The organism is Lacrimispora indolis DSM 755 (assembly GCF_000526995.1).
GTDB classification, from domain to species: domain Bacteria; phylum Bacillota; class Clostridia; order Lachnospirales; family Lachnospiraceae; genus Lacrimispora; species Lacrimispora indolis.
Genome location: NZ_AZUI01000001.1, coordinates 1,884,600 through 1,898,682, shown reverse-complemented (window position 1 = coordinate 1,898,682; position 14,083 = coordinate 1,884,600). Strand labels below are relative to the sequence as shown.

Annotated in this window: 11 protein-coding genes; 4 read left to right on the top strand and 7 right to left on the bottom strand. The window is 41.9% G+C overall.

Annotation, left to right across the window (positions count from 1 at the left end):
- Positions 1-72 precede the first annotated feature (72 nt).
- Together K401_RS0109090 and nudC are read left to right on the top strand one after the other, a co-directional pair.
- Positions 73-660 carry a biotin transporter BioY gene (locus tag K401_RS0109090; RefSeq protein ID WP_024292656.1) on the top strand — a complete coding sequence of 196 codons (588 nt, stop codon included), beginning with the start codon at positions 73-75 and terminating at the stop codon, positions 658-660.
- A gap of 146 nt (positions 661-806) precedes the next feature.
- Positions 807-1,649: an NAD(+) diphosphatase gene (gene nudC / locus K401_RS0109085; RefSeq protein WP_024292655.1), complete on the top strand. Its 843-nt coding sequence runs from the start codon at positions 807-809 to the stop codon at positions 1,647-1,649.
- A 177-nt stretch (positions 1,650-1,826) separates the two neighbouring features.
- Here the strand turns inward: nudC and adhE are convergent, their stop codons facing one another.
- Positions 1,827-4,442, bottom strand: coding sequence for a bifunctional acetaldehyde-CoA/alcohol dehydrogenase (gene adhE / locus K401_RS0109080; RefSeq protein WP_024292654.1), 2,616 nt, complete (start codon positions 4,440-4,442; stop codon positions 1,827-1,829).
- A 474-nt stretch (positions 4,443-4,916) separates the two neighbouring features.
- On the opposite strand from adhE, the gene coaW reads away from it, so the two are divergent.
- Positions 4,917-5,783 (top strand): type II pantothenate kinase, encoded by an 867-nt coding sequence (gene coaW, locus K401_RS0109075; RefSeq protein WP_024292653.1) that lies wholly within the window; start codon positions 4,917-4,919, stop codon positions 5,781-5,783.
- Positions 5,784-6,074: 291 nt separating this feature from the next.
- Here coaW and K401_RS0109070 read toward each other — a convergent pair whose 3' ends face one another.
- The 3 genes from K401_RS0109070 to K401_RS0109060 are packed head-to-tail and all read right to left on the bottom strand — an operon-like array spanning position 6,075 to position 8,323.
- Positions 6,075-6,581 carry a DUF4446 family protein gene (locus K401_RS0109070; RefSeq protein ID WP_024292652.1) on the bottom strand — a complete coding sequence of 169 codons (507 nt, stop codon included), beginning with the start codon at positions 6,579-6,581 and terminating at the stop codon, positions 6,075-6,077.
- A gap of 24 nt (positions 6,582-6,605) precedes the next feature.
- Positions 6,606-7,550 carry a ParB/RepB/Spo0J family partition protein gene (locus K401_RS0109065; RefSeq protein WP_024292651.1) on the bottom strand — a complete coding sequence of 315 codons (945 nt, stop codon included), beginning with the start codon at positions 7,548-7,550 and terminating at the stop codon, positions 6,606-6,608.
- A 2-nt stretch (positions 7,551-7,552) separates the two neighbouring features.
- Entirely contained in the window at positions 7,553-8,323 is a 771-nt protein-coding gene (locus K401_RS0109060; protein ID WP_024292650.1) for a ParA family protein, read from the bottom strand.
- Between the two features lie 424 nt (positions 8,324-8,747).
- Between K401_RS0109060 and K401_RS0109055 the strand changes: the two genes are divergently transcribed.
- Positions 8,748-9,698, top strand: coding sequence for an alpha/beta fold hydrolase (locus K401_RS0109055; RefSeq protein ID WP_024292649.1), 951 nt, complete (start codon positions 8,748-8,750; stop codon positions 9,696-9,698).
- Between the two features lie 109 nt (positions 9,699-9,807).
- On the opposite strand, the gene rsmG is transcribed toward K401_RS0109055, so the two are convergent.
- The 3 genes from rsmG to mnmE form a co-directional block, all read right to left on the bottom strand.
- The gene (gene rsmG, locus K401_RS0109050; RefSeq protein ID WP_024292648.1) at positions 9,808-10,539 is read right to left on the bottom strand and encodes a 16S rRNA (guanine(527)-N(7))-methyltransferase RsmG; all 732 of its coding nucleotides are present in this window, start codon (positions 10,537-10,539) and stop codon (positions 9,808-9,810) included.
- A 10-nt stretch (positions 10,540-10,549) separates the two neighbouring features.
- A complete protein-coding gene (mnmG, locus tag K401_RS0109045; protein WP_024292647.1) occupies positions 10,550-12,451 on the bottom strand; it encodes a tRNA uridine-5-carboxymethylaminomethyl(34) synthesis enzyme MnmG in 1,902 nt (633 codons plus the stop codon).
- Positions 12,452-12,570: 119 nt separating this feature from the next.
- Positions 12,571-13,950 (bottom strand): tRNA uridine-5-carboxymethylaminomethyl(34) synthesis GTPase MnmE, encoded by a 1,380-nt coding sequence (gene mnmE, locus K401_RS0109040; protein ID WP_024292646.1) that lies wholly within the window; start codon positions 13,948-13,950, stop codon positions 12,571-12,573.
- Positions 13,951-14,083 lie beyond the last annotated feature (133 nt).

Here is a 14,083-nt window from a genome sequence, read left to right as displayed (position 1 = left end):
TAGGTTGACAATTGTTTTTGCATGTGTTACCATTCCAGTAGAATTTATATTACAATAAGGGAGCATGATCTTATGAATACAGCGAAAACCTTTGAAACCAAGACCTCATCCCCTGCCAGACGCCGGATTTCAACAAAGGAACTGGTTCTGGCCGGAATGTTTGCGGCTGTCCTTGCCGTGATTTCCCAGATATCCATTCCCTTACCAACCGGTGTTCCCATTACCATTCAGATATTTGGAGTCGCTCTTATAGGGACCGTACTTGGATGGCGGCTGGGATTTTTAGCAACTCTTATTTACATCCTTTTAGGAGCCGTTGGCCTGCCGGTCTTTTCAAACTTTCGGGGAGGAATCCAAGCCTTGGCGGGACTTACCGGCGGTTACATATGGGGCTGGCTTATTATGGTCATCCTATGCGGAATCAGGCCGAAAACAGGCAGTAAGCCCTTAAACACAGTCCTTATGTTTCTTCTTCCCATCCTGGGAACTCTCGTGGATGAAACCATCGGAGGACTTCAATGGGCGGCATTATCCGGAGAGATGTCGGTCTTAGGCGTATTTTCCTACTCCATGGTGGCATTCGTGCCCAAGGACATCATCCTTACGGTAATTGCTGTCATCACCGGAATCCCTGTCCGAAAAGCCATTTTACGGCAATAACAAAGATTCTGACCGGCCGGCGCCTGCAAAGGCGCCGGCTCTTCTATTTTTAACCATATTCTTAAGGCTTGACAGAAACGGCTTTGGAACTTAAAATAATTTCATATGTCTTAATAACAAATAATCCAAAAGAAGGTTTTCCACATATGATTCAGGATATTTTCCCCTATGTATTTCATAACGAATTTGAAATAAAAACACCTGAAACAGACAGCTATTTCCTGTATTTCCTGGATGGCCGTCTCCTCCTTAACAAAAAAAAATCAGCAAAAATTCCCCAATTTGAAGACTTAAAAAGCCTGGGTGAGGAAGCCATGTCCCACTCGGACTACCTTTTTTCCATTGATCAGATGGATTTTTTCCTTACCGATGAAGCCATGGTCACCCTGACAGAAACAGATTCCCTGGCATTTTACCAGACCGGCAGAATAAGAGACCTAGAGCCCATGTGGGTATCCTTTGCAGCTGTTTCCGCCATGCAGCTTCACCGTTTCTACGGCTCCAGCCGGTTTTGCGGCTGTTGCGGTTCTCCCATGATGAAAAGCAAAAAGGAGCGGTCCATGGTCTGCTCCTCCTGCGGAAATACTGTTTACCCGAAAATTTCCCCGGCTGTTATCGTGGCCGTCACTCACAACGGAAAACTTTTGCTGACCAAATATGCAGGAAGAGAATACACCCGGTATGCTCTGATCGCAGGCTATACGGAATTCGGTGAAACCCTGGAAGAAACCGTAAGCCGGGAGGTGATGGAGGAAGTAGGTCTTCGGGTCAAAAATATACGCTACTATAAAAACCAGCCCTGGGGCTTCAGCGATTCCATTTTAGTTGGATATTGGGCTGAGCTGGATGGTTCTCCACAAGTCTGCCTGGATGAAACAGAGTTATCCACAGCAGAATGGATGGCTCCTGAGGATATCCCTGACGACTTCACCAACTTAAGCCTGACTCATGAGATGATTCTTCTCTTTAAAAACAGGAAAGTAACTTAAAAAGTAATATTTCAACAAAAAAACACCGCGGTACGGCGGTCAATCAGCTGCCGTGCTGCGGTGTCCTTTTTCTATGGTACCCATCTATTTCCTCAGATATGTTTATGCTTCAATTCCAAATGCAAATACAAAAGGCCGACCCGCAATTGGGAACGGCCTTTTGCCACCTATTTAAACTTATTTACCGTAGTAAGCCTTTAAATACATTTCCTTGATCTCACTCATAAGAGGATATCTTGGATTTGCGCCTGTACACTGGTCATCAAATGCATTTTCAACCATTTCATCCAGAGTATCCAGGAAGTGTTTCTCGTCAATGCCATATTCCTTAATGCTTGCCTTGATTCCCACTGCTTTCTTTAATTCCTCAATCTTTACAATGAGTTTCTTAAGCAGTTCAGCATCATCCTTGCCTTCCACGCCGCAGAAACGCGCGCACTCTGCATATCTTGCAAGGGTATGAGGATACTCATACTGTGGGAAAGTTCCCATTTTAGTCGGAACTTCACAAGCATTGAACTCCATGACCAAGGTGATCAGAAGGGCATTTGCAACACCATGGGGAAGGTGATGATAAGCGCCTAATTTATGAGCCATAGAATGGCATACACCTAAAAATGCATTGTTAAATGCCATACCAGCCATACAGGAAGCATCTGCCATCTTACATCTTGCCTCTACGTTGGTTCCGTCGTTGTATGCTGTTGGCAGATAGTCGAATACATTTTTCATTGCCTTAAGTGCAAGGCCATCGGTGTAATCGGAAGCCATTACAGAAGCATAAGCCTCTAATGCATGAGTCATAACGTCGATACCGGAAGCGCTTGTAAGACCTCTGGGCTGGCTCATCATGTTGTCTGCATCAACGATCGCCATATCCGGCATTAATTCATAGTCTGCAAGAGGATATTTCACCCCTGTTTCCTGATCGGTAATAACTGCAAATGAAGTTACCTCGGAACCTGTACCGGAAGAAGTTGGGATTGCCACAAAGTAAGCCTTTTCACCCATTTTAGGGAATGTGTAAACTCTCTTGCGGATATCCATAAAACGCATGGCCATATCCTGGAAATCCACTTCCGGATGCTCATACATAACCCACATGATCTTGGCCGCGTCCATAGCGGAACCGCCGCCCAAAGCGATAATGGTATCCGGCTGGAATGCCTTCATAGCTGCCGCACCTGCCTGGGCATTTGCCAGAGTCGGATCTGGCTGGACGTCGGAAAATACCGTATAAACAATGCCCATTTCATCTAATTTATCTGTAATCGGTTTGGTATAACCGTTCATGTAAAGGAAGGAATCCGTTACAACGAATGCTCTCTTTTTATTATATACATCCTTTAATTCGCTAAGTGCGACAGGCATACAGCCTTTTTTAAAGTAAACCTTCTCCGGATTTCTGAACCACAGCATGTTCTCTCTCCTCTCAGCAACGGTCTTAATGTTCAGCAAATGCTTTACCCCAACGTTTTCAGAAACAGAGTTTCCGCCCCAGGAACCGCAGCCTAAGGTCAGGGATGGCTGCAGCTTGAAGTTATAAATATCACCGATGCCGCCGTGGGAGGATGGGGTATTCACTAAGATACGGCAGGTCTTCATAGCCGCAGCGTGCTTTGCCATCTTCTCCTTTTCATTTACATTTACATAGAGAGAGGATGTATGTCCGTAACCGCCGTCAGCAACCAGCTGCTCCGCCTTCTCAATGGCCTCATCAAAGGTCTTGGCCTTATACATTGCCAGAACCGGAGACAGTTTTTCATGTGCAAACTCTTCCTCAATGTGAACGTTCTCAACCTCACCGATCAGAATCTTTGCATCTTCCGGAACCTGAACTCCTGCAAGCTTTGCAATTGTGCAGGCTTTCTGGCCTACGATCTTGGCGTTTAACGCGCCGTTGATGATGATGGTCTTACGAACCTTATCCAGTTCATCACCCTTTAAGAAATAACATCCTCTGGCCGCAAATTCTTTTTTAACTGCATCATAAATAGTTTCAAGAACGGTTACAGACTGCTCGGAAGCACAGATCATACCGTTGTCAAAGGTTTTAGAATGAATGATGGAGCTGACTGCCATCTTAATATCAGCCGTATCATCAATGATAACAGGGGTATTTCCTGCACCAACGCCAAGGGCTGGTTTTCCGGAAGAATAAGCAGCCTTCACCATTCCGGGGCCGCCGGTTGCCAGGATTATATCAGCACTTCTCATGACCTCATTGGTCAGTTCTAAGGAAGGAACGTCGATCCAGCCGATGATCCCTTCCGGTGCGCCTGCCTTGACAGCAGCATCAAGAACCACTTTTGCAGCCGCAATGGTAGAATTCTTTGCACGGGGATGAGGGGAAATCATGATGGCATTTCTGGTCTTTAAGCTGATAAGGGTTTTGAAAATAGCAGTTGAAGTCGGGTTCGTGGTAGGGATTACCGCTGCAACCAGACCGATCGGCTCTGCAATCTTCTTAATGCCATATGCCTGATCTTCTTCGATTACACCGCAGGTCTTGGTTTCTTTAAATGTATTATAAATATATTCTGCAGCATAGTTGTTCTTAATGACCTTGTCTTCCACAACACCCATGCCGGTCTCTTCTACAGCCATTTTTGCAAGAGGAATTCTCAGTTTATTGGCAGCACTTGCTGCCTCATAAAAGATCTTATCTACCTGTTCCTGGGTGAAGGTAGCAAATACTCTCTGAGCCTCTCTCATGGCTTCCATTTTTGCGATCAAGGCATCTACGCTGTCAATGATCTGGGGAACCTTTACCTGTTCTTCTTTCTTTGCCATAATAACTTTCCTCCAATTTTCAAATAAGTTAAATAGGTATTTTTATATCGATATATTTTTAACAATCTGTTATGGTTTCATTATATGATATCGTTATTTTTTTGTCAATGTTGAATCTCACAAAAATATACATAGTTCCGGTTAATTTTTATTCATATCTCATATTTTTAAAATAAATACAAAGATTCCTTCCTCCTCCCTGATCTTTCTCATATAAAATATATTTTGAACATCTCATTAGAGCTATATTATTATAGAAAAAGCTGTTTTTTTGTCGATTTTTTATGCTTAACAGGCTGAATAAAGCTTTTGAACGGATTTAAAAACTTGGCAATACGAATCAGGTATGGTATAGTATGCCTTAGAACCATAAGATCATTTAGTGCTTAAATGTGATTATGTCACCTCATACGCTGCTCTATTACAGGTCAGATGAGATTGTTTTATATATAAGAATAAGGGGATTTGAGAATTATGAAAATTACGATAGGGATTGATCTTGGAGGAAGCACCACTAAAATTGTAGGATTTCAGAACAATAAATTAAAAATTCCTACTTTTGTCAAAGCTGATAACCCCATTGCTTCTCTCTTTGGAGCTCTTGGAAAATTCATATATGAAAATAACATTCAGTTAAGCGAAATTGAAAAAATCATGATCACAGGAGTTGGCAGCGCTTACGTGGAGCAGCCTTTGTATGGGATTCCTACTTATAAAGTAAACGAATTTACCTGCAATGGTCTGGGAGGACAATACTTTACAGGGCTTAATGATTTGATCGTCGTAAGCATGGGAACAGGAACCTCTCTCGTTCAGGTAAACGGAGATAAAATCATTCACACCGGCGGGATCGGCATTGGCGGAGGGACCATCCTGGGCCTTTCAAGCCTCCTGCTAAAGACCCAGGATATTTCCCAGATCATGGAGCTGGCAAGCCGGGGAAACATAAGCAACATTGACTTACAGATACAGGATATTTCTAAAGCGCCTCTTCCCGGCCTTCCTCTCTCTGCCACAGCCTCTAATTTCGGCAAGGTACGAAATCTTGTGTCTGATGAAGACATTGCCGTGGGAATTATTAATATGGTGCTTCAGGTCATTGGTAAATCTGCTATTTTATCTTCCTTAAACAGCAATATCACCAACTTTGTCATGACAGGAAATCTTGCAAAATTTCCTCAGTGCAAAGGTATTTTCCAGTCCCTTGAAACCATGTTTCACGTCCATTTCATCATACCGGACCAGGCGGAATACGGTACTGCAATCGGAGCTGCCCTAACAGAAGAACACCATATGGAAATGAGACAGATTTTATATCCAGAGGAAAAAACACAATCATAAGATTATTGTAAACTAATTTTAAAAAACTTTTTCTGCTATATACTTAGTTAAGGGGATATTTCTTATCCTCTACACTATTTGATTACAGCGTGCCACGCTTCACCTGAAATGACCAAAAAGCAACTTCCATCCATCACTTAAAGCCTTTCTTATTTGATGCAAAGACTTACATGATTCGGCGGTCATTCTCAGTATCCGAGAAGTTATGCAACCTGACAAAGTTTTTTCATTCACAGTATGTCACTTCCTATTTATAAAAAAACAGGTACAGCAAAAGCCGCACCTGTTTTTTTATGAATGATAACCTAATGCCTGCTCCAAAGCATCCTTTTCTTCGCTTCCCAGCAAGACATCTGTTTCTCCTCTTTCCACTTCCTTGATGTATACATAACAGCCTTCCCGGCTGTGCACGGAATTCAATACAAAACCTGAATTTGTATAATCAAGGATTGCCATTGCAAAACTTAGGTTTCCGCCCATCCCTTTAAACGCATTATATTTTATAAGTCCGAATTTCTGGAAAGCGCTTCTGTAATTTTTGTTGGTATTGCGAAGAGAATCCTTATTGGCCCGGTCTTCTGACTTTAATTCCGCAATATCCTCCATTTGCTCCATAATAATGTCTTCCAGAGTTTCCGCATCTTTTCCCCTCATAAAATAGTCGTATCTGCGATACAGCTTTCTCATCTGAACCAGACATATGATTACAACGATCAGCAATATGATGGTAAGCACAGCTAATCCAATAATCAAATAAGCAGGATCAACCGATAACTGATTCAATATACTGTTGTCCATTCTTTCGTCCTCGCTTCCATGATGTTATCTTATGGATTCTATCAACTCTACTATTCTTTCCAATTCTGCCTCAGAATAGTACTCAATTTCCACTCTTCCTTTGTTTCTATCTTTCCGATTAATGCTTACCTTTGTTCCCATGGCAGTTTTCATGCGGTTTTCCAATTCTCTGAAAATCAGGAAAATGCTCTCATCCTCTTCCTTTTTTTCCTTTGGCTCTTTTTTCTTTGATATGGATTTAACAAGCTTTTCCACTTCACGGACGCTTAAATTTTCAGCAACAATTCTTCCTGCAATCTGGAATTGTAATTCCGGATCATCAACAGCCAGAAGTGCCCTGGCATGTCCTCCTGTGATCTGATTTTCAATCAGCATATCCTGGACTCTTTTTTCCAGCTTTAATAAACGCATGCTGTTAGTGATGGTCACCCTGTTTTTCGCCACCCTGGCTGCGATTTCTTCCTGCTTTAATCCAAATTCCTGCATCAGCCTTTGATAAGCCTTGGCTTCTTCAATGGGATTTAAATCCTCTCTCTGCACGTTTTCAATCAATGCGATCTCCATTGATTGCTGTTTCGTATATTCCCGAATCACCACAGGCACTTCCTTCAGACCTGCCAGCTTTGCCGCTCTCCATCTTCGCTCACCTGCGATGATTTCATAGAAATCCCCCTTTTTTTGTACTAAAAGGGGCTGTAAAACACCGTATTCCTTCATGGATTCCGCTAATTCCATGAGGGATTCCTCACGAAAGTCCATTCTGGGCTGATGTTGATTCGGTTCAATTGAAGATATTTTAAGGAACATCCCTTTTCCTGTTTCCAGTTCCTCTTCACCTGATTCTTTTTTTTCCATTGTTTTTTCCGGCTTCGAACGGTTTTTCATCTCCTGTTCCTCTGCCGCAGACTCCATTACTTCATCTCCAAAAATTGCTCCAAGGCCTTTTCCTAAACCCGTTCTCTTTGCCATAATTATATTTCTTCTCCTCTGCTTATTACTTCTGCCGCCAGTAACCGGTAGCTTTCCGCTCCTGCTGATCTGGAATCATATAAATTAATCGGCATTCCATGGCTGGGAGCCTCTGCCAGTCTGACATTTCTGGGTATAATGGTTTTATAGATATTCTGGTTTAAATTATTTTTAACACTTTCTACAACTTCCAGGGAAAGGTTTGTCCTGGCATCGTACATGGTGAAAACTACACCCTCCATTTCCAGAGCAGGATTCAGCTTCTTTTTCACCAGATTTACGGTCTTCAATACCTGGCTTAATCCCTCTAATGCATAATATTCACATTGAATTGGCACCAATACGGTGTTTGCGGCTGTTAAGGCATTAATTGTCAATAGATTCAATGACGGAGGACAATCTATGATAATAAAATCATAGTGTTTCTTGATTTTTTCAAGATATGTTTTGAGGAGTGTTTCCTTGTTTTCAATTTCCAATAATTCAATCTCTGCTCCCGCTAAATCCACGTTAGAAGGAAGTAAATCCAGATTTTCCTGAACATTGGTAATCAGACATTCTTCAATTTCACACTCTCCTACCAGCAAATCGTAAACCGTTCGTTCAATGGAGCTTTTTTCAATTCCCAGTCCGCTGGTTTCATTTCCCTGTGGATCAAAATCCACAGCCAATACCCGTTGTCTGGATTCCGCAAGACAAGCAGATAGATTGATCGCAGTTGTCGTTTTACCGACTCCGCCCTTCTGGTTTGCTATCGCAATGATTCTTCCCATTTTTAATTTTGCCTCCTGATGAATCAAAGGAATATTCTATCCAGTTGATTCATAAATTCAAGGTTGAAAGACACCTTCTTTCAACCTTTTCCTGTTACTACATCCGAAACTTGCAGTTCAAAGTAGAGTATAGCATATTTTATTTTTTTTTCCTATGGTTTCCTGTAAAAAAAATCTATAAATTACAAAAAATGTTTCACGTGAAACATTTTGCTATTTTTATATCAGTGAATCAAGCGGATTTATACACACATCCAATCAATCCACAAGCTTAAAGTTAATAAATGCTTTTCTTTCAACCTTTACTCCATGATTCCTGGGTATAAAGGCCAAGTTTTAAGAATAAATTAATATGTTAGGCGTTGTAAGTCCATATTGATTATATTATAATAGGAAGAGATCAACCTATTTCAGGAGGTAAAGTATGAAAACAAAGAACAAACTATTGACCCTGCTTATTTTATCAGCCAGTACAGCAGTCACCACTGCTATCATTAATAAGTGCATTAAATATTCCGCCACCTCCAAAAACATATTATCGGATTCAAAATCCTTGTGCTATAAATGGCGTTTTGGCAACATTCATTATACAAAGACAGGAACTGGAAAACCTCTTTTACTGATTCATGATTTAACTACATGCTCCAGCGGATACGAATGGAGCCAGATGATCAACCATTTAAAAGAACAGTATACCGTATACACGGTAGATCTTTTGGGATGCGGACGTTCTGAGAAACCAGATCTCACCTATACCAATTATTTATATGTTCAAATGATATCTGACTTTATTAAATCAGAAATCGGCCACCGCACCAATGTGATTGCATCCGGTTCCTCATCAGCTCTTGCTGTCATGGCCTGCAATCAGTCACCGGAATTATTTGATCAGGTCATGCTGATCAATCCGGATACTTTACTGGCATGCAGCCAGATACCGAATAAGCATGGAAAGGTGTATAAGTTTATTTTGGACTTGCCTGTATTAGGAACACTGCTCTACCATATAGCTACCAGTAAAAAAGCAATAATGGAAGAATTTGCTTCTAATTATTTTTATAATCCATATTCAGTAAAAACATCATTGGTGGATGCCTACTATGAATCAGCCCATTTAGGAGATTCTCCAAAATCTTTATATGCCAGTGTGAAATGCAATTACACTAAATGTAACATTGTAAATGCTCTGAAGAAAATCAATAACAGTATTTATATTATTGGTGGATGTGAAATGGAAAACGTCAGTGAAATGATACGGGAATATCAGATTTACAATCCAGCTATTGAAAGCTCCCTGATCAGCAACTCCAAATATCTTCCTCAATTGGAAAATCCTTCTGAATTGCATCGCATTATTCAAATGTTCTTTGTTTAACTAGTTCAATAAAAATAATAATAAAATGGTAAAAAAATAATGTTTCACGTGAAACATCCTTAAGCTATCAGCTCAGTAATCATACATAGGATGTTTCACGTGAAACATTTTATTTTAAAGGTTCCTTAGATGGCAATCCGGCCTTTCTAGGATATTTTTTTGAAGTACCATTACTCTTAACTATTTTAACCAATGACCTTTCCGCATCCGTTCCTGGCAGTAAAAAGGTTTTCACCTCTTCAATATTTCCCCCTAATAAAAATACGGCGTGTTTTGCTGCTCCCAGCTCTTCCTCAATCTTCCCTGATTTATATGGAATAAAATAGCCCCCTATCTTTACAAAAGGCATACAATATTCGGATAAAGTGCTAAGATTGGCTACTGCTCTGGAAACACAAAAATCATACTGCTCTCTATGAGATGGATCTCTTCCCAGATCCTCTGCTCTTCCATGAATGGCTTCTATCTTTTCAAGCCCCATACTGCTGATCACTTCATTCAAAAAATTTATCCTTTTGTTTAAGGAATCCATTAATGTTATCTTCAAATCAGGAAATACGATCTTTAATGGTATTCCAGGAAATCCCGCTCCGGTACCCACATCAATAATCTTATAATCCTTTGTACCTATCTCCCTGACTGCTTTTACAAGGGATAAGCTATCCACAAAATGTTTTGTGATCACCTCAGCCTCTTCTATAATTGCAGTTAAATTCATATATTTATTCCACTCCACCAATAATTGAAAATAATCATAGAATTGCTTCATTTTATTTTCTTCTAACTCTATAGATAATAAATTTAATTCCTTCCGGAGATTCTCTTCAAACGCTTCTGTCATACAAAGTCCCTCACTCTTTCTTTTCCAGGCTCTTCTGGTACCGAAGCTGTTCCAGAAAAACAAGCAGCACAGATATGTCTGCCGGTGATACGCCGGATATTCTGGATGCCTGTCCAATGGACATGGGCTTATATAGATTCAGCTTCTGGATGGCCTCTCTTCTTAGACCTTTTACCGTGGAATAGTCAAATTCCACATCCAGCTTTTTATTCTCCAGCTTTTTATACTGGTTTACCTGCTGTTTCTGCCTGCGGATATATCCGTCATATTTAATATTTATATTGACCTGTTCTATGACATCCTCTGAAAGTTCAGGTCTGTTTCTATCTATTTTAGTTAACATAATATAATCCAGCTCCGGCCGTCTCACCAGCTCCGCTACAGTCGTACCTGTTTTTAAAGGAGTGCTTCCATTTTCCTCTAAAAACTCCTGGACTTCTTTGGATGCCCCTATATTAGTGGTTTCCAACCGCCTGATCTCTTCTTCAATCAGCCGTTCCTTTTCAAGCAGCTTTTCATACTGCTCCTTGCTTATTAATCCAATGTCATGGCCTATTTTCATTAAACGGATATCCGCATTGTCCTGGCGAAGCAAAAGCCTGTATTCCGCTCTTGAGGTCATCATACGGTATGGCTCATGATTCTCCTTTGTAACAAGATCATCAATGAGAACACCGATATAAGCCTGGGAGCGGTCAAGCACCACCTGCTCTCTTCCCAGTATCTTCATGGCAGCATTTACACCGGCCATAAAGCCCTGAACAGCAGCCTCCTCATATCCGGAGCTTCCATTAAACTGGCCACCGCAGAACAATCCGCTGATAACCATGGTTTCCATAGTTGACTTAAGCTGTCTGGAATTGATGCAGTCGTATTCAATGGCATAAGCATTTCTGACGATCTTCACCTTTTCCAATCCCGGAACTGTCCGGTACATGGCATACTGCACATCTTCGGGCAAGGAGCTGGACATGCCGGCTAAGTACATTTCATTGGTATAAAGGCCCTCCGGCTCCACAAAAACCTGATGGCGGTCCTTGTCCGGAAATTTAACCACCTTATCCTCAATGGATGGACAGTATCTTGGCCCTGTTCCCTCAATGGCCCCGGAATATAAGGGAGAACGGTCTATATTATCCCGGATGATCTGGTGAGTATTTTCATTGGTGTAAGTAAGCCAGCAGGATATCTGGTCCTTTTGCAGGGCTTCCTTATGGGTTGAAAAAGAAAACGGAACCACTTTTTCATCACCAAACTGCTCTTCCATCCTGGAAAAATCAATACTTCTCTTATCCACTCTGGCAGGAGTACCTGTCTTAAAGCGCAGCATTTCGATTCCATGCTCCTTTAAGGAATCCGTCAGATGATTGGCCGCCTTAAGGCCGTTAGGCCCTGTATATTCGCTTACATCCCCGTAAATGCACCTTGCTCTTAAATAAGTACCTGTAGCCAATACTGCCGCCTTACAGCGGTAGACTGCCCCGGAAAGGGTCTTTACTCCTGTAAGGGTCCCATCCTCTGCAATGATCTCAGAAACCTCAGCCTGCCTTATGGTCAGATGATCCGTATTTTCCAGGGTCATTCTCATGGCTCTGGAATATTCCTGTTTATCTGCCTGAGCTCTTAAGGAATGAACGGCCGGCCCTTTGGACTGATTCAGCATTTTGGACTGGATAAAGGTTTTATCAATATTTTTACCCATTTCCCCGCCTAAAGCATCCAGCTCCCTTACCAAATGGCCTTTGGAGCTTCCGCCGATATTGGGGTTACAGGGCATCAGCGCAATGCTGTCCACGCTGACTGTAAACATAATGGTCTCAAGCCCCAGCCTTGCACAGGCCAGAGCCGCCTCACAGCCTGCATGGCCTGCGCCGACTATGACAACGTCATAAGACTCTTCTAAATGCTGCATTTCGTTCTCCTCTCCTATCTATTGCCCACGTTTCTGAGCAAAAAAATCCACTGTCAATTCTTATTGGCATTGAAATAAACCTGTATGGTTATTTCCCGGACATTCCCAACCACAACTTTTTACTTACCCATACAGAACTTACGGAATATCTCATTCACCAGATCATCTTCCACCGATTCTCCCAGGATGGTTCCCAGCTGCTCATAGGCATCCATTAAATCTATGGAATAAAAATCCTCAGGCATCTCATTTTTCACGCTTTCTTCCACCATGAAAAGGCTCTTAAGCGCTTCCTGAAGGGCATTCTTATGTCTTACATTGGTGATGTAGACCTGATCATTAAAATCAATCTCACCATGATAAAACATGGCCTTAATCTCATTCTCCAGGTTCCCGATCCCAATCTGTTCCTTTGCGGAAATGGGAATCACCCGATGCCCTGTCCTTGAGTTTATCATATCCTCTGTAACAACCGGTATGAGGTCGGTTTTATTTAAAAGAACAACTGCCTTCCTGTTTTCAATGAACCTTAAGATCTCCTCATCATTTTCATCAAGAGGACAGGACCCATCCACCACATAAATGATTAAATCCGCTTCCTGGGCCGCGCTTCTGGCCTTCTCAACGCCGATTCTTTCAACCACATCCTGTGTATCCCGGATTCCTGCAGTATCAATGATATTAAGGCTTAAATCCTCCAACCTGATCTGTTCCTTTAAGGTATCTCTGGTGGTTCCTGCAATATCCGTCACAATTGCCCGCTCCTCTCCCACCAGAACATTTAAAAGAGAGGATTTTCCTGCATTGGGTTTTCCTAAAATAACGGTTTCAATTCCTTCTGAAAGGACTCTGCCATTATCTGAAGACTTAATAAGAAGATCCAGCTCCTTCTTTAAAGGTTCCAAAGTCTGCAAAAGAAGCTCCCGGTACCCATCCAGGGAAATGTGTTCCGGATCATCAAGAGCCGATTCAATAAAAGCGATATGATAAATAATTTTATCTCTCATGTCCCGTATCTTCCTGGAAACAGCTCCCTCTAACTGGCTGACAGAAGACTTTAAGGCATAATTATTTTTTGCATGAATGACATCAATCACTGCTTCTGCCTGGGATAAATCCACCCTGCCGTTTAAAAAAGCCCTCTTGGTAAATTCCCCTGGCTCCGCAGGCCTGGCTCCGTATTTTAACACTGTCTCCAGAATCCTCTTGGTCACCAGGACTCCTCCATGGCAATCAATCTCAACCGTATCTTCCGCCGTATAGCTGCGTGGCCCCCTCATAATAAGAACAAGAACCTCATCAATAACCTCATCCCCGTCACAAATGCAGCCGTAATGAATGGTATGAGACGGCTCCATGGAAAGCTTTTTCTCTCCTTTTCCCTTTGTCTTAAAAATCCGATCTATAATTTGAAATGACTCTTCGCCGCTGATCCTTACGATCCCGATTCCGGAACTGGACATAGCTGTGGCGATAGCCGCTATTGTATTCATTTTCATATTTTGTCTCCTAATGAATCAAGCGGATAAGTCTGTATATCCTGTTGATTCACAAATTTAAGGTTAAAAAACACCTTCCCGTGAATAGCCGCTTTCCAAAGAAAAGGGGGTGAGGTGCCTTCCGACAGCCCCA